Genomic DNA, 17867 nt, shown 5'->3' with positions numbered 1-17867 from the left:
TAGACACCAAAGCATATGAAAAAGATAACTATAATAAAAGGTGTGGTGTTGGCATTTATGTTGGCAATCGCCGGCGCCTGCGACGATTACCTGGATGTGAACGTGAGCCCGAACAACCTGCCGAACGCTTCGGTGCAAAGCCTTCTTCCAGGGGCACAGATAGGTACAGGCTTCTTTGTGGGGAACACCGCCCAGATCGTAAGCTCGCTCTGGATGCAACAAATGGCAGGCACAGGTACACAAACGGACCCATTTGACCGGTACAGTATTTCACCGGAGAACAACGAGTGGAACACAATTTATTCCACGCTACTGGATGACCTGGAGCAGATCGTGCAACAGGGGCGTGAGGAGGAAAACTTCCATTACGCAGGTATGGCCCGTATCCAGCAGGCCTATGTATACCTTGTGGCTACGGATCTGTGGGGCGATGTGCCGTTCTCGCAGGCACTGAACATCGAGGAATTCCCCAAACCTGGCTATGATCCACAGGAACAGGTATACGCGGGGGTTGCGCAGTTACTGGACGAGGGACTTGCCGACCTGGACAAAACCACTGTTACGGCTGCCTCACTTGGGGATCAGGTATACGGAGGCAACCTGGACAGATGGCGAAAAGCAGCCAACTCAATCAAGTTGAAACTATACCTGCAAAGCCGTAAGACCAACCCGAACTCTGCAAGTGCCATTACCCAGCTTGTAAACGAAGGGAACCTGATCTCATCTAATGTAGAGAACTTCAATATCAACTTCTTTGCCTCCTCGGGCTCGTTCAACCCGATCTACATGTACCAGCACCAGACACGTATCAATGACATGATTCTGAGCCAGCGCTTCTATGATTCACTCTCGGCTCTGAACGACCCAAGGTTGCCCGTGTTCTTTACCCGAACCAATGGCAACTATGTCACTTATGACAATGGTGCATTTACATCTGTGCCCTTCACGAGTCCTAACAGGTCGCGCTGGGGAGTGTATGTGGTCGGTAACGGCACACAGAATGCTGATGGTACTATTTCGAATGGCGGCGCTGCCCCAATACGCCTCGTAACCCTGACTATGGTTAACTTCTGGCTTGCCGAGGCTGCCCTTACGCTTGGCACTCCCGGAGACCCGGCTGAGTATTTCAGGCAGGCGCTCCAGTCTCAGTTTGATGACATCAAAACCTTTGTGAGTGCTGCCAGCGTACCAGCCAACTTCGATGCAGACGCGACGGTTTACATTAACAGGCGGGTAGCGGCATTTCAGTCGGCCAGTTCTACGGAAGGCAAACTCAACATCCTCATCAGGGATAAATGGGCCTCTTCGGTCGGAAACGCCTACGAGGCCTATAACGACTATAGGCGGACAGGATATCCAAGACTCGAACTTGCCCAGAACGCTCAGGTAGGCGTCACCAGAATTCCTACCCGCTGGCCTTACGCACTTGGAGAAATTCAGGGTAACGCGGAGAACGTACCACTGCAGGATTATCCGGCGGGCTTACTGGTACCAGTTTGGTGGATGAGTGAATAGTGTATTTGACTTTAAAGTGATTTAAAAATGAAGATCCAGAATTTAACAGTTAAGTACATGGCTATAGTTACTCTGTGCTTAACACTGATTAGTTGCGAAAAAGATGAGTTTGATGGCCTGACTAATACCGACCCGGTACCGGAGGCTGCCATTACTTTCCCGCAATCTGTCGGACCTAATAATCAGGCATTGCTTGATGAAAATGCCTTCCTGATTAATCAGAATGCGATCGCGAATGGTAATATATCGATAGAGATTAGGGTGCCGGAGGGCAAGGAGATCACCTCTGTGGCAGCCGCAGCGCAGCGATTCCGTAATGGTGCTGCCGCTGCTCCTAACCTTAGCCCGACATTGCCTACGGCCACTACTCCGGCTGGCCTTGCTGCCAGATCTCCGGATGCAGTAATTACCAGAAACACTGCCCCTAACCTGACAAGCCAGACCCTTGGACCAGGTAGCACCGTGACGTTCTCTATACCTACCAACCCGCTGCCCGCTCCTCTGGTGGATGCTGAACTGGCAGATCTTCAGGTCAATGATGTGATCCGCTTTTTCTTTCGGGTAACCCTATCGGATGGAACTGTACACCGTGCCATGGAGGTACGTGTGATCGTGACAGGTTAAGTCATCAATCTTTACAGCACAAAAAAGGCTTCCTTTCCAGGAAGCCTTTTTTGTGCTGTATGTCACGACACTAGGCCTGCATCAGAAACGCCTTAATGTACTCATCTAAGTCGCCATCCAGTACATTCTGCACATCCGACCGCTCCACACCTGTCCGGATGTCCTTTACGAGCTTGTAAGGGTGCAGCACGTAGTTGCGGATCTGAGAACCGAAGTCGATGCGCTTTTTGGTGCTTTCAATGCGGTCGCGTTCCTCGTTACGCTTCTCCATCTCGATCTGGTAGAGCCTCGATCGGAGCATACGCAGGGCATGTTCCTTGTTCATCAGCTGCGAACGCTCGATCTGGCATTCAATCACAATACCGGTTGGCTTGTGTTTTAACCGCACAGCCGTCTCTACCTTGTTCACGTTCTGACCACCAGCGCCCCCCGACCGGAATGTGTCCCACTCAATATCGCTCGGGTTCACTTCGATGTTGATCGTATCATCCACCACCGGATAAGCAAATACGGAGGCAAACGAGGTATGGCGACGACCACCTGAGTCGAATGGCGAAATACGAACCAGGCGGTGGACTCCGATCTCTGACTTAAGATAGCCATAGGCAAAGTCACCGGTGATTTCCAGTGTGGCCGATTTTATACCTGCACCGTCACCGGGATTGTAGTTGACCTGCTTCACGCCAAAATCATGCGACTCGGCCCACATAATGTACATGCGCATCAGCATCTCGGCCCAGTCCTGACTTTCGGTACCGCCTGCACCAGGGTTTATCTCCAGGATGGCGCTCAGCTGATCTTCTTCGCCACTTAACATGCGCTTAAATTCCAGTCCTTCAATGGCCTCCTCTGCCTTTTTCGCCTCCTCTTTTATGTCTTCTTCCGACACATCGCCCTCTTTATGGAAATCAAAGAGTACTTCCAAGTCAGACAGCGACTTTTCTACCTCTTCGTAGTGGTCTGTCCATACCTTCAGTAACTTCACCTCTTTGAGAATTTTCTCTGCTCCCTTCGGATCATCCCAAAAGTCAGGCGCCAGCGTCTGTTTCTCGGTCTCGGCTATCTGCTCTTTCTTGGCATCGTAGTCAAAGATACCTCCTCAAGGCTTCTACGCGAGCCTTTAATTCCTTCATTTGTTCTGAAGTCATGTGTTTATGTTTTTGTATTAAACGCTAAAATGCTGGACCGTAAACAGCACGCGCTTACAATCCAGCATTTACTATTTGGTTTTTATTTATAAACTGATCTTGTAGATCCAGTTATGTGGGTCCGGTGACTGACCAGTTTTAATGCGGTCAAGTTCTTCGGCTAAACCATTGGATATCTCGCGGCCTTCTATTGCCGGCAGGTCCATGTCTTCGCCATCATAATGAATGGTAGCGATCTGTGCGATGGTAGCAGCTGTTCCTGTTCCGAATGCCTCCTGCAACTTGCCGGCTTTGTGCGCTTCCACAATCTCGCTCACGGCCACTTTACGCTCTTCTACAGGTATACCCTTGTCGCGGGCGATCTGCAGTACACTGTCGCGGGTGATGCCTGATAGGATTGTAGTGCTCACGGCAGGTGTCACGATTTTACCATCAATCACAAACATCAGGTTCATGGTGCCAGATTCCTCAATATACTTGTGCTCGCGTGCGTCCGTCCAGATAAGTTGGTGGTAGCCGCGCTCCTGCATTTTGCGGGCAGGGTATAGCGCAGCCCCGTAGTTGCCCGCAGCCTTGGCATAACCTGCGCCTCCTTCGGCTGAACGTACATAGTCCGGCTCAATGGCGACACGCAGCGGCTGGCCATAATAAGCACCTACAGGGCAGCTAAACACCATGAAACGGTAACTTGACGAAGGACGAACACCAATGAAGTCGTCGGTAGCAAAAATGAACGGACGAATGTATAGAGCGCAACCTGCTGTTGGCGGTACCCAGGCAGCATCTAGTCGAAGCAGTTGTTCCAATCCCTGCATGAAGATTTCCTCAGGCAGCTCTGGTATACACATCCTGTCTCCGGAAATGTTCAATCGCCTGAAGTTATCGAGCGGCCTGAACAGCAGGATATCACCCTCAGCGTTTTTATAGGCCTTCATACCTTCGAAGATGGCCTGACCGTAGTGGAGGGCTGATGTGGCCGGGCTAAGCGACATGTTGCCGTAGGGCCTGATCTCAGGGGTTTGCCAGGCACCGTCTTTGTAGTCGGCTACCAGCATGTGGTCGGCAAAGATTTTCCCGAATTCAATATTGTTAAAGTCCAGCTCAGAGATACGGCTCTGCGTAACCGTCTCAGCAGGTATAGTTAGGGTATCAACTGACATAAATAAAGGGAGTTATTAGTTGAACAATGCAATCAGACGCGGGGCTTCCAAGCAATTTCCTCAGCCTGTAACTCATACGTCATTTTTCGGCAAAGAGCGAACAGATAATCCGACAGGCGGTTAAGGTATATGATCACCAGCTCATCTACAGGCGATTCTTCCTGGAGGCGAATGGCCAGGCGCTCGGCACGACGGCAAACACAGCGCGCCAGATGCCCGAATGAAACAGACTGATGACCACCTGGCAGCACAAAAGAACGCAGCGGAGGCACTTCGGTCGTCATTTTATCAATTTCCTGCTCCAGCAGTGTTACGTCCTCAGGGTGGAGGTCCGGGGTAATCATTTTGGTGTTTTTGTCAGGATCGGTAGCCAGCGTGGAGCCGATGGTGAATAAGCGGTCCTGTATCTCTTTCAGGATCTCAGTCCGGCTCTTGTTCACTTCCTGGTCGCGCACCAGCCCAATGTAAGAGTTAAGTTCGTCTACGGTGCCGTAGGCTTCTATGCGTAAGTGCGACTTAGCTACACGGGTACCTCCGATAAGGGAAGTAGTGCCTTTGTCGCCTGTCTTGGTATATATTTTCATGAGCTATTGCGCAGCATTTAGATCTGCATGCGAAGTCACATCGTGGTTAATCTCGTCTGTTTCTACCAATCCGTCGCGGAGGCGTACAATGCGGTGGGCATACTTGGCGATATCCTCTTCGTGTGTTACCATGATGATGGTGTTGCCTTTGGCGTGCAGGTTCTCGAACAGCTCCATGATCTCATAAGAGGTTTTGGTGTCGAGGTTACCAGTCGGTTCGTCGGCCAGAATGATACTTGGGTCGTTGATGAGTGCACGGGCAATGGCCACACGCTGGCGCTGACCACCCGACAGTTCGTTCGGCTTGTGCTTACCACGGTTACCGAGGCCTACACTTTCCAGCGCTTTCTGGGCTTTTTCCTCACGCGTCGACTTGTTATACCCGGCGTAGATCAGCGGCAGGGCCACGTTTTCGAGTGAGCTCTGGCGCGGCAGCAGGTTAAAGGTCTGGAATACGAAACCGATCTCCTTGTTGCGCACCTCTGCCAGCTCATTATCGGTCATGTTGCTCACATCGTTTCCGTTCAGGACGTACTGCCCTCCTGAAGGTGTATCCAGACAGCCGATGATATTCATGAGTGTTGACTTTCCGGAGCCTGAGGGCCCCATAAACGCTACATACTCTCCTCGTTCGATCTTGATAGACACAGACTTGAGTGCATGGATGGTTTCGCTGCCCATGCGGTATACTTTCGAAATATCATGTGTCTCAATGATGGTGCTCATAGAACCTGTTTTAGAGTTGCCATTGGTCCGCCTCTGCCTCCTTAGCTCGGCGTTGTTTATCAAATTTCTCTTTAAAAGTACTATATTCCAAAGCAGGAAGCAAGCTGCGCAACGAAACAAGCGCCTGGTCTGCGTAACTGATTAGTCCCCTGTTTACACTCTCCAATGCGTAGGCTTTGTAGAGTCTGGCAGAGTATGGATTATAGGTGATCCCGTCCAGCAGGATGTCATAGGCCTGCATATCGGTTGGCTCATACCTGGCAAAGAAAGCGGCGGCATCCTCCACAACTTGTTCGTCGAAAAGCAGCATTTTTAGCGCCTGGCTGTATCGTTCGGAAGCTTCGCGATCGCGGCCTTTTATTTCGGCTATTTTGGCCCGGAAGTATAGTTTTTGCCTCTTGTCTTTCGGTGTCAGGTATAGGTTGTCCATCCGCTTCACCAACACATCCTGGTTCTTGGTATTAAGCCACAGGCGCATTTGCTGCAGGTTAAGCCTGGAGCGGAGCTCTCCTTCGGGTTGCAGTTCGGCGGCAGCCTCTTTAATAGCCTCATTGGCCAGTTTCCACTGCCGTTTTTCCATGTAGTAATCTACCTTGGCCACCAGTGCCTCACGCCGCAGGTCTTTCTCCTGCACACTTTTCACAATACGGTCTATATCTGCTGGCAGCAGGTCGGGCAGGTAGGCAATCAGGTACTGCACCTTGTCATGGTCCGGAGCTTTTGTGATGATGGTAGACGGCGGCTGTTCCAGCACCTCCTCCAGCGACTGCGCCACCGCAACAGCAGACTCTAACTCTGTAAAGGCGACGTCGCGGAGCGCCACCACAGCCTCATCAGACTGGTGGTTGAGCGCCAGCGCATAAGCATGCGGCAGGAAGGCTTGCGTAAAACCCCTGTCTTTGGCCTCTTTGAAATAATGGGCGGCAGCACCGTAGTTTTCTTCCTCCATCATCCAGTGCCCTAAGGCATTATAATAATAGCCGCTGCGTTCGCCTGCAGCCAGTGCCAGGTTCTCTACCACGCTGCGTGCCTCTTTCGGCCGGCCATCGTAATGGTGCACCAGTCCTTTCAGGTATAGCAGGTCTTCCATAAAGAGCCGGTTTTCCTGCGAGGCCAGGTAGCGGTTGATCGGTTTCAACAACGATGTATCGCCTTTGTTTACGCTAGCAATGGTTTTGTTGTAAAATAGTGTCAGGTCCTCTACCTGTTCCAGCGAGTCAGGCACAAAATCATCCTCTTTGATGTCAGAAGTGCGGCCCAGCAACTGGTTCAGTGTGGCCATGTTGCTGCGTAGCGGCTTGTATTTAGAGGAGCGTATCTCTGTTATCAACTCTTTGGCTTCCTCTGGCTGTGCCTGACGGGTATAGTAGGCCAGGCGGTTGCTACGCACCAGATCCTGGTTTTCTGCGTGGCGCTGGGCCAGATCAAAGTAGTAGGCTACACTGTCGTGCACACTGGTCTGGGCATACAGCAGGGCCAGGTTGTTATAGATTTCCCCGTTCTTTGGAAAGGCCTCCGCTCCCTGCTGCAGCACATACAGCTTCTCGAAAAAGTATTGCTTGCGGTCATACAGGTTGGCCAGCCGAATGTAAAGCTTTGGATTTGGGGTCCGCTCCAGCGCCTCCTGCAGACTCAGGATTTCCTTGTTGCGCTCGTTCTGCGCACGGTACATGGCCGACAAACTGAAGCTTGCTTTCATGTTGTGGTTATCAAACAGGTCACTCTCTCTGTAGAATCGCTCTGCCAGAATCGGATTTTCAGAACCCTGATATAGGTCGCCGAGGTAGCTGTAGTAGCCCGCGTAGGCGTTGAAGTATACCCTGAATTGCGTGCGCATCACCAGGATGACCAACAGAATGGCTCCCATGGTGTAAATGGTATACACCGGCAGCTTTTTGGGTTGGTAAACTACTTTGTAAACGGCCAGCCGCTGCTTGATCAACTCCCCGAAGTTCACCATCACATACAAAAAGAAAAAGGCACCGAAGGCCAGATGCGTGTAAACGATCAGGTTATGAAAAACCGAAATGGCAGAATCGTTGGCGGTAGCATAAGCATAGCCGATGCTCAGGAAAGTAATGGTAGCAAAAACGAGATAAATGACAGCGCCAGTGGGCCTAAAAGGGAAAAGTCTGCCGTAAATGGACTCGCGTTGGCGCATGCCCCAAAAACCGGCTATTGCCGAGAACAGCAGTATAACAAAGGCATTTATGTAAAAAAAGTCACCTTTTACATAGCCTACGTGGCGCAGGTATAGCAGTGCCAGGTTTACCAGGTATAGCACACTCACCAGCACAAATTGCCACACGCTGAAGCGGCGTTCCGGCTTAGCGGCTTGTGTATTGACCCAAAGCAAGGCATTGATGTTTTCGTAGCCAACCCAGATCATAAAAAGCAGGGAGGCTACCATAAGCGCTAGCGAGCTGTAGTTGGCCAAGTGCAGGCTAGTCAGTAGCGGCGAAAAGTCGGACTCCGAGTAAATGAAGGCCCCCAGCAAACTGATCAGCGCAATCATCGCCATGACCCGCACAGTAAAGGAAACCTGCTGGTAGAATGCCTGAAAAGCGTAGGTGGCCAGCGCAAAAAGCACGATCGAAACTAGCAGCGTGGTCTGTCCGGTATTACTGCCAATCACACCCAGAAGATCCAGGTTGAAAGCAGCGAGCAGCATCATGAGCAAGAGCATACCTGCAAAGTAAGGAATGCGCTTCATGGTGGTGATTGCCGCAGTATAGAAAGCCAGACACAGGGCCAGCAACAGCATTAGTGCCACCGCAGCAAATTTATTAAGGGCAGGCATCGCCACATCGTACTGCTCGGTGAGCAGGTAGCCGTCGACATACAGGGTGAACGGCTCCAGCAGCCGCGAAAACTCGTGCACCGGCACCTGCACCACCTGTAGTTCAGGTAGCTTGTCCCAGGCCAGGAAGCTGCTCTCGCCGGTAAAGTAATGGTATACCCCCAGCATAAGCGCCAGCACGGCTACGATCAGCAAAAACAGAAAGGGAAACCTGGTATCGGCATCCCAACTGTTCCAAAACTTGATTTTGTTCATAGACAAACCGTCAGACTATTCGAGCACTTTCGGCACTCTGAAATAATCGGAGTCTTTTCTTGGGGCGTTTTTTAGCGCTTCGTCGTGCGTTACTGTATTTTGTGCCTGGTCTTCGCGCATCACGTTCACCTCTTCTGACATATGAATGAGCGGCTCTACGCTTTCAGTGTTGAGTTCGCGGAGTTGGTCTACCCAGTTCAGGATCTTATTCAGGTCCTGCAGCATCTCCTGCTCTTTCTCTTCGTTAAACTCCAGTCGCGCCAGGTGCGCGATTTTTCTAATGGTTTGTATATCGGTTGACATCTACTTTATTGTGTTTCTTGAGTTCTTCTTGAATGATGTGAAATACTTTTTCTTTCAGAGCAGGCAGGTCCTGCAGCGTCATCCCTTTTGTCTCGATCGGCTCGTGTATAATGATCTTGAGCGGATGCCAGCGTACTTTTAGTTTGCCATCCAGATCAGGCAGAAACTTGTGGTTATAGGGCATGGTAACCGGCACCACAGGCAACTGCTTTTCGATGGCCAGGCGGAAAGGACCGTCCTTAAAAGCCAGCAACTCCTCACCTGCCGTTGGCGGTATAGTGCCCTCCGGAAAGATGACCAGGTTGCGCCCTTGCTCCAGCGTCCGCACGGACTGTATGTAGCTCTTGGCACTGCTGATGGCGCTCTTGCGGTCTACGGCAATATATAGCTTTTCGTATACCTTGCCCCATAACGGTATTCTGGTGAGCGAGCTTTTCCCGACAAAGTTAATAAAACCCGGAATAGCATGCAGCAATAACGGAATATCGAGGTATGAGCTGTGGTTCGGCGTGAAAACATACTGCTTGCTGCGTTCGAAGCGCATGCGCCACTCCACCTGTAGCGGCGCCAGAAACATGCGCAGGGCCGATGATGACCAGAAACGGTTGATGCTGTGCACGCGCGGGTACCAGCGCTGCTTGCGTATAAGCACTGCCTGAAACGGATACGTGACCACAAACGGCATCACAAACCAGGTAACACACCAGGTTGTATAAAAACGATGGGACAGGTATTTAAGCGCTCTCATGCCTTCAAATGTAAGAATAATCCACCAGTTATCAATCGGGGCGCTCCGGCTAGGTTGCTGCAAAAACCACTTATTTGTCCTGCTGCAAAAGTATAGCCGCTTTGAGTATACCTGCCACGCTAATGGCGTCGGTAATCTCGTTATCCATAACCATGCGTACGGCCTCTTCAAAGTGTACGCGCCGGATATGGAGCTCCTCCGTTTCTTCAAAAGCGGTTTCGCCAGCCTTTAGTTCCTGTGCCAGAAAAACAAAGCCCTCCTCATCTGTAACGGAATTGGAGGTATGGAGGCGGGCGATGTTGGTCCATTTTTCAGCTGTAAAGCCTGTTTCCTCCTGCAGCTCCCGCTTCGCCGACTCCAGTATGTCATTTTCGATCAGGCCGCCGCCCATCGGAATTTCCCAGCTGTACTCCTTGAGCGGATAGCGGTACTGCCCCACCAGATAGGTATAGCCTTCGTCATCGATAGGGATAATGCCGATAGCTTTGTTCTTCATGCTTACCACGCCATAAATGCCCTCGCCGCCATTGGGGTTGAGCACCTGGTCTTCGCGCACACTGATCCAGGGGTTTTGGTATACCTGTTTGCTGGACAGGGTGGTCCAGGGATTGTGTTTTTCGTCGATCATCGTGCTATTTCCTTTTGGCAATCATCTCTATCTCTACCTGCGCCCCCAGCGGCAGCGAAGCCACCCCGATGGTGGTACGAGCAGGGTATGGTGTAGTGAATTTGGTAGCGTATACCTTGTTCATCGACTCAAAATTGGCCATATCGGTCAGGAAGACGTTTATTTTCACTACATCATCAGGACTCAGGCCGGCTGCTGCCAACACCTGAAACAGGTTTTGAAAACACTGCTCTGTTTGCGCGGCAATATCGCCCTGCACCAGTTTACCGGTAGTGGAGTCGATCGGGGTCTGGCCAGAGAGAAAAACCAGCTCTCCGGATTCTACGGCATGCGAGTAGGGCCCTACAGCCACTGCTCCTTCTGCATTGAAAGCTTTTCTGGACATCTATTAAGTTTGTCTAAAGTCTAATTCCGGGCAAAGATAAGGTATAGGTATATTCATTCTGAATACAATCGGCCTCGTCTACAAAAAAGCCTGCAACAGCCAGGCTAATAACGCGTAGCTGCTACAGGCCGGTTAGGTATAGACGGGTTTAATCTATCATTGCAATTTAGCTCTGCCAGCGTTAATTCTTTCCTCGAGCACACGAACTGCATTTTCAGCACGCTCAATGGCAACTCTTCTTCCATCCAGTTCAGCATCTGACATCTTTCCGGATTTCCTGTTTTTTTCCAGTTCGTCTTTTGCCTTCGCAATTCGGTCTCTTGCTTCTTTTACCTTGCTGTCTCCTTCATCCACTGTCGTAACAAGTTCCGCTTTTCTTTGCTCACCTGTCAGGCGGGCACCAGCCGCTCTGTTCTGCCCAAATTCACGGCCTCTCATGTCACCTTTTTCCTGGCCATAAGCATTGCCTTTGCCTGCGTCATCGGCTTGTTGCTTGCCTTGCTTCTGAGCAAGGTCGCGTTGCTCTCTCTCATGCTTATCCTTGATCTGGTTATCTTTCTGATTGTCTTTTTGGTTATCCTTATTGGCTCTGACGTTCTGGTTTTTCTCGCGGGCCTCCTGCTCTTCGCTGGCCTCAGCAGCTTGTTTATTAGAGTTACCCTTGCCTTGTTGGGCCATTGCCGATTCAGTAACGGCTATTGTAAGGCCAAGTGCAATACCCAATCCGAGGGTTCTGATGAAAAGCTTTTCCATGCTGCGCTATCCGTTAAATTTCATTCAGTAAGGAGTCCACTTCAGCAGCAGCTTCTTCTATTTCTACTCTTGTATTATCCATTTCCACCCCAGCTGTATCGGCTGGTGCCGTATCAGGTTCGGGCTTGGTTATGGTTGTTTCCTTGGTATCGGGCGTGCTGTTGCAGCCAGTCATCAGTAAAGTACCAAGCGCAAATACTAGAAGTGGTTTTTTCATAAAATCAGGGATAATGGTGTGTTAGTTAAACAGATATCGGTTTTATTGCGATAAGGCAATATATATAATTGGCACAGAAAACAGCAGTATTAGTGCATCCATACCTCTTTCGTCTTAAAGTCAATCGTGAACCTGGTCTGCCTGATCATCCCGTAATTGAGCACCCCGTCGTACAGGATGCTTTCGGCTGCTGCCGGGCTCACTAATTTCCGGTTGCCTAGCTGTAGCGCAATGGGGTTGAGAGCGATGCGCTGGGAGGTGGTGTCGTCTTGCAGGCCCCATGCTGCGGCCGTGTGATGCGACAAGAGCAATTCGCTGATGTTGCCTGTGTCAAAAAGGAACCAGTAAGAGCGCCCCTGGCGTGGAACTTCCAGAAAAATGGAGAGTTCACTGCCGTCCAATCCGGTGGCAAAGCGGCTCTTTAGCGGAGTAAGTCTGCTGCGCTGTCTTCTGAGTGAGGCTGTTGTCTCCAGTGTCATCTGATTGGCGGCCAGGTCAATGGTAAGCACCTTATCCTGAAATGTTTTGAGTGAGAGCACCCCATCTACTTTGGGGAGCTCTTCCGGCAAAATGTCCATGATGTCCCAGACACCAACCGTGGCAGCAGGAAAAGACACTTTCCCTACCTGTATAGCAACAGAATCTATTTTCTGATAACTGAACCGCTCTCCTTTCATCCGGTAAGCAGTACCACGGCCATACGCAGTATAGCCCAGTTCTTTGGCGACTTCGGGCGCAATAAAGGTTTCACCTCCTCCCGTGTCGAACAGAAAGTTATATACCTGCCCGTGAATAGTCACCTCTACCTGTTTCAGATCTCTGAAATACTCTTTCAGAGGAATCGTTTCCTGGGCAATAGTTCCGGAAACAAGAGCCAGACTTAAAAGCAAGCTTAAGAGGAGTGTTTTCATACTTAAAAAATGACTGATCATCTAAGCATGTACGTCAGCAACAGGTTTTAGCATGGAAATCATGTAACGACAGGCCTAAATGAAACATTGCATATCAAAAGCAGTGTTTAAGCTACTGCTTAACTCTTACGGTAGGCATTTCATACGCCCCCAGCAGATTTATTATACCTACTCTTTCATCTTTTAGCCCTTTTAGAAAAGGCGTTATGTTTTCATTGTATCCACGTCTGCTTATGGCAAATAATAGAATCCCTTTTCGCCCTTTTTCATCTTCAAAAGCTTTATAGCGATAGGCATTCCATTCTACCACATCGAGCTTCTTTTTGGTGCCGGCGCTCATTAAAAAGTCAAGTATAATCTCCCCTGTATTTGGATTCTCGATTATTTGATACTGGGCCACTTGATCTGTTTTCTTTCTTTGCTGAATCACATTCACCTGTGCCTTCACAGCATCTTCTACTGTCAGGTCACCGAATACAACCTCTACCAGGATCATCTGGTTATACCTCTCAACTACCTCTCCGGCAGGTATGTACTCTTGCTTGAAATAGTTGGCATTAGGATTAGAAGACCACACCAGATTAAAATTTGTGTCATTAAAGTTAATTGGACCAGGTATATTGAGATAATCAATAGGTTTTGATCTATCCATTGTGAAGCCTGAAATTACAAGCGCCAGTAAGCAGATGAAGTGTAAAGGTTGTTTCATTGGGTAACAATTCTAATTTACGGTCTATTTAATTCTTGTGAGACCAGGCTTTTGGCAGCAAGGCATCAGCTTAGCAGCATTAAATTATACGTTTCCGTACATAAAAAACTAATTCACTAGCCCCTCACCAAGTCCCCCACCGTCTCAATCCCCCGCTTTTTAGCCAATGAAAGCAGTTTGAGTAACAGCAGAGCCGTGGCAAAGGCATCGCCGGAGGCGGTGTGGCGGTCATGAGTAGGCAGGCTATACCTCTCGCAGAGGGCATCGAGGCTATACTCTCCTGTTTTCAAGGTATGGCTATCGGCATGGCGGCGCTCCAGCCGGATGGCCAGTTGGGCCGTGTCGACGGAGCGGTTGCGGAGCTTGTCTTTTATACTTTGCCGCTTCAGCATTTGGTTGACCATCGCGATGTCGAAGTCCACATGCTGCCCTACAAGTATCGCGTTTCCAATAAAATCGACAAAACCCTCTACTGCTTCCCGCTCGGCTATACCTTGTTCCAACTGCTTTGATAACAACCCATGTACTTCGGCACTTTTGGTGGTAGGTGCTCCCTCCTGCTGCACCAGGCATTCGAAAGTTTCCGACACGAGCACCTGCAAGCCACGCACTTTTATGGCCCCGATGGAAAGCACTTTGTCAGTGCATTGGTCCAGGCCAGTAGTTTCGGTGTCGAACACCACAAACTCGGCTTCGGAAAGTGAGGTACTGCCAGGTAGTTGTTCTTTTAGGGCATCACTATACCTGAGCCAAAAAGGCGGGGCGTTCTTATCAACGGGTTTCAGCTGGTATAAAAGCGCTTTAAGCCACTCCATTAGCCGAGGTAGTTAAGTTGGAAGCGCACCTGAAGGAGCTCCTGTATGTCGCTGATGGGCTTAAAAGTGCTGCGTAGCGTCTGCCGCTCGAGCTTGTTGAGTTGATTGGGATTGAGATAGCGCCCGGAATTTTTGTTCCGTAGACCGTTGAGCGCCCGGAAGCGCATCATAATTTCGTAGGCCATGGCCGCCTCAAGGTATAGCCCGGCATTCTGCGGCTCCAGCTCGGCCAGTTTCTCGAAGCGCTTGAGCGTGTTGTTCTCGCCGTCTATGCGGTTGTCCAGGGTAAGTACCCGGGCAGCATCCACGAGCGGTGTCATGGCGCGCAGTTTGATATCGAACTTGTCTTTGTGCCCCCCTCCCCGCTCTACAATAAAATTGCGGAAAAAGCTCAGCGGCGGCGGACTCTGCAGTGCGTGTTTGGCGAGGAAAGGAAGAAAAATTCGCTCCTGCTGAATGTTGTTGTAGATGTAATCTGTCAACTGCCGACTTAGACTGAAGTCGCCGTACACGGGGCGGTAATCGTAAAAAATGGAGGTATGCATGAGCGCCTCTTCGGTCGGTTCGTGTATCCAGTTGTGGAAGTATTGTTTCCAGGTGTGGAGCGGCTGGCACCACTTCGGGTTACTGGCCATCATATCGGCAGGGCACTTCTCAAAACCGCATTGCACCATAATATCGCGTACGATAGCCCCTAGTTTCAGGAAGTAGGCCTGATGCTCTTTTTCCAATGCGGCATTCTTATCTTCGAACACCAACGCATTGTCCTGATCAGTGCGGAGAAGCTGCTCTTCGCGCCCTTCGCTGCCCAGTGAGAGCCAGCAGTAGTGAACTGGCGGCTCGCCCAACTCCTTTTCAGCATGCTGCAGCGCCCGCACAATAATGGCATCGTTTATCTCAGTGATGATGTTGGCAATAAACGAAATGCTTACCTCCTGCTCCAGATACTTCAGCAGCAACTCCTCGGCACGGTCGCGTATACCTGACAGCGAGGCAATGTCGCGGGTCTGGCGAATCTCTGAGATCAGCACAGCCGGGTTATTGCCCTGCGCCAGCAACAAATCATGCTCAGTGAGCACACCCATAGCGCTGGAATTTACTGTGCCGTCGGTGGTCACGCAGAGGTGCTTCACTTTGTGCCGGATCATATTGATCAGTGCATCAGCCATGGGCGGATTGGGAACAGTGGTGATGACGGGTGCCGACATGATCACTTCTACCGGAGCATCAATAGTAACGTGTCCGGCCACTACCTGGAGACGCAAATCGGTGTCGGTCAGAATACCCAACGGCCGCTGCTCACCATCCACCACCATCATAAAACTGGAATCTTTATCGCTCATCATCTGAGCAGCCAGTCGGATAGAAGTATTGGGCGGACAAGCAATCAGGGTTTTGGTAGTGTCGATTTTGAGGACATCCTCGAGGTGCAAAGGTATAGACGAAGGGGCAATGGTACTCAGCCCCACCCGAGCCCGCTGCGCATCACGTAAGGTTGGGTTTCGCACCGGCTGTCCCGCCGCAAAACCCGCTGCAAAGTACAGTGCCACCCGCGGATTTTCTGTCAGTACCGGTTCGAACTCAGCAATAGGTATAGCGTAGACCAGCGACTCTTCCGATGCGGTAGCGGTAGAGGAATAGTTCAGTTTGGCGATCAGCGCCCTCACCCCAAACACATCGCCCTCATCACAGACATCGAGTAGTTTCGGACTGGCATTTTCGGTGCTTTGCTCTAACCTCACGGAGCCCTGACGCACGATATAAAAAAAATTGTGAGCCGTATCGCCCTGCGCAAACAAAACCTGCTCCGGCTCCAGGTATAGCACTCGCACCTGCCTGGCCAAAGCCCGCAGTTTCTCCGGGTCAATCAGATTGAAGGGCGGGTAGTTATTCAGAAATTCGTAAACGCGTTCCTGTATGACGTTGGAAGGCTTCATAGCGCAGGGTTATACCTGTTGAAGGTACGGTTTTGGAGACAGGATTGCAAGAGTTGTCAGAATCAGGATTCATAGGATTAAAATGGATCTGCAGGATTATCGCAAACGATTAAACACACCCCTTTCATCCCAGCCTTCCCCTAAGAACAAGGGAAGAAGCGTTGCACAATTAACATCCGCCTGCCCCTTTCGAAGGTAGGGCTGTTAAGTTCTAATTAATTTAGTCATCAAACCAATTTTATTTGCAAAAGCGGTGATGGCCTCCTTCATAGATTGAAACCCGCTTTTGCGGGCGATGTTCAGGGCCATGTTCTTCAAGAGCGACAGGTTTTCGGGCGCCTGCCCACTACGGATGCCGTTGCCGTCCTCCCCCAGGGTCACATCCTTCTCCCAGTGCACCCGGTTCTCGATTCCCCAGTGCCCCCGGATGACCTGGGCCAGCAGGGCCGCCTCCGCCTTTTTGAGGCTGCAGATGTAGTAACTGCTCCGCTCGTAGTCCTGGCCCTGGCGCTTGCCCCGGCGCACCAGGCGGACGTAGCACACCAGCCCGGGCCACTGGGCCTTTGCCCAGGCGCTGGCCGCAAACAAGCACAGGGTGCGGTGCGTCTCCCGCCCCCGGCTGCGCTCGCTCTCCTGCCAGCGCCCTACGGGGCTCCCCTGGGCAGCAGCCTGCCTGATGTCTGAGAGCAGCTTTGACTGGTTGCCCTTGACCTTGATGAGGTAGTGCTGGCGGTGGGAGACAATCAGACCGGCTGTTTTTTTTGGCAGTGCAGCGCGTCGAGCGTCAGCAGCAGGCCCCGCTGCTGCATCCGCTCCCGCACGCTGCCTATCTCGCTCTGCCTGCCGTTCTCGAAGCGCTCCACCTCCTCCACCAGCCCCGTCTGCTGGCAGAAGGCGCTGACCAGCACCACCAAGTTCTGCCGCTCGTTGTCGTGCTCGCTGACCGTGGCGCGCAGGCTCTTGCCGTCGATGCTCACCACCCGCCGCCCCTGCCCGGCCGCCCAGCGGCGGAAGGCCGCCGCCAGGGCCCTGAAGTCGACATGGGTGAGCACCTGCCGGACGGTCACGTGGCTGGGGAGCTGCCTGCGCCCGAGCCCCAGGCAGGAGACGAGCTCCTCGAGGTTGTGGCCAAGGAAGCGCCCTATCTCCCGGTAGGCGCAGCGGCCGCTCATGATGGCCATCACAACCATGCAAAGAACCTCGGCCAGGGGGTAGCGACGCCCCTGGGCGCGGCGAAAGTCGGGCACCTAGCGCAGGCACTCGAGCAAACTAACTTGACATGTTCCCATCTCCTCAAATCTATATTGCTAAACACTTTAGTTTACGAATGTTAGAACTTAACAGCCCTACCTTCAAAGGGGGACTTCTGTCATTACTGATTGTTAGGTGTAGGCAATGTCGTAACTGTCTCATTTCACTGACAGGTATAGCAAGACTAACTTGCCCCTCAAGCTATGAAATAGATCTCCTGAGCCAGGTGCACCATTACGACGCTCCACTGTTGGGGGTGAAGGGGTCCCCCTGTCAAGAGCGTTCAGCGAGTGGAGGTAGGGGCCCTTGATTTTTTCTTTATCGAGGGCCCCTACCCCATCAAGGAAAAAAGTAGGTGCCCGCCGCACAGGCGAAGCTATAGAACTATACGGTTTGCT

General features: G+C 51.3%; 17 protein-coding genes and 1 pseudogene. 2 read left to right on the top strand and 16 right to left on the bottom strand.

The window, feature by feature from the left end; translation table 11 throughout:
* Positions 1 to 15 precede the first annotated feature (15 nt).
* Complete coding sequence (locus tag K3G39_RS15425) at positions 16 to 1515, top strand: SusD/RagB family nutrient-binding outer membrane lipoprotein (RefSeq protein WP_220627072.1); 1500 nt, start codon at positions 16 to 18, stop codon at positions 1513 to 1515.
* A 57-nt stretch (positions 1516 to 1572) separates the two neighbouring features.
* Entirely contained in the window at positions 1573 to 2139 is a 567-nt protein-coding gene (locus K3G39_RS15420; RefSeq protein WP_220627071.1) for a hypothetical protein, read from the top strand.
* A 70-nt stretch (positions 2140 to 2209) separates the two neighbouring features.
* Here K3G39_RS15420 and prfB read toward each other — a convergent pair.
* The 16 genes and pseudogenes from prfB to K3G39_RS20950 form a co-directional block, all read right to left on the bottom strand.
* Positions 2210 to 3287 (bottom strand): peptide chain release factor 2 gene (prfB, locus tag K3G39_RS15415; protein WP_220627070.1). Its coding sequence is split into 2 segments (ribosomal slippage): positions 2210 to 3226 and positions 3228 to 3287, totalling 1077 coding nucleotides; the frame shifts between segments, so codons are not numbered across the junction.
* An 86-nt stretch (positions 3288 to 3373) separates the two neighbouring features.
* Entirely contained in the window at positions 3374 to 4447 is a 1074-nt protein-coding gene (locus tag K3G39_RS15410) for a branched-chain amino acid aminotransferase (protein WP_220627069.1), read from the bottom strand.
* Positions 4448 to 4479: 32 nt separating this feature from the next.
* Positions 4480 to 5031, bottom strand: coding sequence for a cob(I)yrinic acid a,c-diamide adenosyltransferase (locus K3G39_RS15405; protein ID WP_220627068.1), 552 nt, complete (start codon positions 5029 to 5031; stop codon positions 4480 to 4482).
* 3 nt (positions 5032 to 5034) lie between these two features.
* On the bottom strand, positions 5035 to 5757 hold the full coding sequence (locus K3G39_RS15400) for an ABC transporter ATP-binding protein (RefSeq protein ID WP_220627067.1): 723 nt from the start codon (positions 5755 to 5757) through the stop codon (positions 5035 to 5037).
* Positions 5758 to 5767: 10 nt separating this feature from the next.
* Positions 5768 to 8812, bottom strand: a complete 3045-nt coding sequence (locus K3G39_RS15395; RefSeq protein WP_220627066.1) for a tetratricopeptide repeat protein — start codon at positions 8810 to 8812, stop codon at positions 5768 to 5770.
* Between the two features lie 15 nt (positions 8813 to 8827).
* Entirely contained in the window at positions 8828 to 9115 is a 288-nt protein-coding gene (gene gatC / locus K3G39_RS15390; protein ID WP_220627065.1) for an Asp-tRNA(Asn)/Glu-tRNA(Gln) amidotransferase subunit GatC, read from the bottom strand.
* On the bottom strand, positions 9090 to 9863 hold the full coding sequence (locus K3G39_RS15385; protein WP_255594394.1) for a 1-acyl-sn-glycerol-3-phosphate acyltransferase: 774 nt from the start codon (positions 9861 to 9863) through the stop codon (positions 9090 to 9092). Before K3G39_RS15385 ends, gatC begins: the two co-directional genes overlap by 26 nt.
* Positions 9864 to 9933: 70 nt before the next feature.
* Positions 9934 to 10491, bottom strand: a complete 558-nt coding sequence (locus tag K3G39_RS15380) for an NUDIX hydrolase (RefSeq protein WP_220627064.1) — start codon at positions 10489 to 10491, stop codon at positions 9934 to 9936.
* 4 nt (positions 10492 to 10495) lie between these two features.
* Positions 10496 to 10876 carry a RidA family protein gene (locus K3G39_RS15375; protein ID WP_220627063.1) on the bottom strand — a complete coding sequence of 127 codons (381 nt, stop codon included), beginning with the start codon at positions 10874 to 10876 and terminating at the stop codon, positions 10496 to 10498.
* Positions 10877 to 11032: 156 nt separating this feature from the next.
* Positions 11033 to 11629, bottom strand: a complete 597-nt coding sequence (locus tag K3G39_RS15370) for a hypothetical protein (RefSeq protein ID WP_220627062.1) — start codon at positions 11627 to 11629, stop codon at positions 11033 to 11035.
* 13 nt (positions 11630 to 11642) lie between these two features.
* Positions 11643 to 11846: a hypothetical protein gene (locus tag K3G39_RS15365; protein WP_220627061.1), complete on the bottom strand. Its 204-nt coding sequence runs from the start codon at positions 11844 to 11846 to the stop codon at positions 11643 to 11645.
* 89 nt (positions 11847 to 11935) lie between these two features.
* Positions 11936 to 12757: a retropepsin-like aspartic protease gene (locus tag K3G39_RS15360; RefSeq protein ID WP_220627060.1), complete on the bottom strand. Its 822-nt coding sequence runs from the start codon at positions 12755 to 12757 to the stop codon at positions 11936 to 11938.
* Between the two features lie 112 nt (positions 12758 to 12869).
* On the bottom strand, positions 12870 to 13466 hold the full coding sequence (locus tag K3G39_RS15355; RefSeq protein ID WP_220627059.1) for a hypothetical protein: 597 nt from the start codon (positions 13464 to 13466) through the stop codon (positions 12870 to 12872).
* A gap of 116 nt (positions 13467 to 13582) precedes the next feature.
* Positions 13583 to 14281: a PolC-type DNA polymerase III gene (locus K3G39_RS15350; protein WP_220627058.1), complete on the bottom strand. Its 699-nt coding sequence runs from the start codon at positions 14279 to 14281 to the stop codon at positions 13583 to 13585.
* Positions 14281 to 16218 carry a DUF294 nucleotidyltransferase-like domain-containing protein gene (locus tag K3G39_RS15345; RefSeq protein WP_220627057.1) on the bottom strand — a complete coding sequence of 646 codons (1938 nt, stop codon included), beginning with the start codon at positions 16216 to 16218 and terminating at the stop codon, positions 14281 to 14283. The genes K3G39_RS15350 and K3G39_RS15345 overlap by 1 nt, the downstream gene beginning before the upstream one ends.
* Before the next feature lie 204 nt (positions 16219 to 16422).
* A pseudogene (locus tag K3G39_RS20950) lies at positions 16423 to 17453 on the bottom strand (ISAs1 family transposase); the annotation flags it as partial.
* Positions 17454 to 17867: the final 414 nt, after the last annotated feature.

The organism is Pontibacter sp. HSC-14F20 (assembly GCF_019599265.1).
In the GTDB taxonomy this organism is placed as follows: Bacteria; Bacteroidota; Bacteroidia; order Cytophagales; family Hymenobacteraceae; genus Pontibacter.
This window is presented reverse-complemented; position numbering and strand designations above follow the sequence as displayed.

What these genes read in the sequence shown, in the direction of transcription:
- K3G39_RS15410 (WP_220627069.1), bottom strand. Translation starts at nt 4,447, where the DNA reads ATGTCAGTTGATACCCTAACTATACCTGCTGAGACGGTTACGCAGAGC.
- K3G39_RS15365 (WP_220627061.1), bottom strand. Translation starts at nt 11,846, where the DNA reads ATGAAAAAACCACTTCTAGTATTTGCGCTTGGTACTTTACTGATGACT.
- K3G39_RS15370 (WP_220627062.1), bottom strand. Translation starts at nt 11,629, where the DNA reads ATGGAAAAGCTTTTCATCAGAACCCTCGGATTGGGTATTGCACTTGGC.
- K3G39_RS15350 (WP_220627058.1), bottom strand. Translation starts at nt 14,281, where the DNA reads ATGGAGTGGCTTAAAGCGCTTTTATACCAGCTGAAACCCGTTGATAAG.
- K3G39_RS15380 (WP_220627064.1), bottom strand. Translation starts at nt 10,491, where the DNA reads ATGATCGACGAAAAACACAATCCCTGGACCACCCTGTCCAGCAAACAG.
- K3G39_RS15385 (WP_255594394.1), bottom strand. Translation starts at nt 9,863, where the DNA reads ATGAGAGCGCTTAAATACCTGTCCCATCGTTTTTATACAACCTGGTGT.
- gatC (WP_220627065.1), bottom strand. Translation starts at nt 9,115, where the DNA reads ATGTCAACCGATATACAAACCATTAGAAAAATCGCGCACCTGGCGCGA.
- K3G39_RS15375 (WP_220627063.1), bottom strand. Translation starts at nt 10,876, where the DNA reads ATGTCCAGAAAAGCTTTCAATGCAGAAGGAGCAGTGGCTGTAGGGCCC.
- K3G39_RS15425 (WP_220627072.1), top strand. Translation starts at nt 16, where the DNA reads ATGAAAAAGATAACTATAATAAAAGGTGTGGTGTTGGCATTTATGTTG.
- K3G39_RS15400 (WP_220627067.1), bottom strand. Translation starts at nt 5,757, where the DNA reads ATGAGCACCATCATTGAGACACATGATATTTCGAAAGTATACCGCATG.
- K3G39_RS15355 (WP_220627059.1), bottom strand. Translation starts at nt 13,466, where the DNA reads ATGAAACAACCTTTACACTTCATCTGCTTACTGGCGCTTGTAATTTCA.
- K3G39_RS15345 (WP_220627057.1), bottom strand. Translation starts at nt 16,218, where the DNA reads ATGAAGCCTTCCAACGTCATACAGGAACGCGTTTACGAATTTCTGAAT.
- K3G39_RS15360 (WP_220627060.1), bottom strand. Translation starts at nt 12,757, where the DNA reads ATGAAAACACTCCTCTTAAGCTTGCTTTTAAGTCTGGCTCTTGTTTCC.
- K3G39_RS15420 (WP_220627071.1), top strand. Translation starts at nt 1,573, where the DNA reads ATGGCTATAGTTACTCTGTGCTTAACACTGATTAGTTGCGAAAAAGAT.
- K3G39_RS15395 (WP_220627066.1), bottom strand. Translation starts at nt 8,812, where the DNA reads ATGAACAAAATCAAGTTTTGGAACAGTTGGGATGCCGATACCAGGTTT.
- K3G39_RS15405 (WP_220627068.1), bottom strand. Translation starts at nt 5,031, where the DNA reads ATGAAAATATATACCAAGACAGGCGACAAAGGCACTACTTCCCTTATC.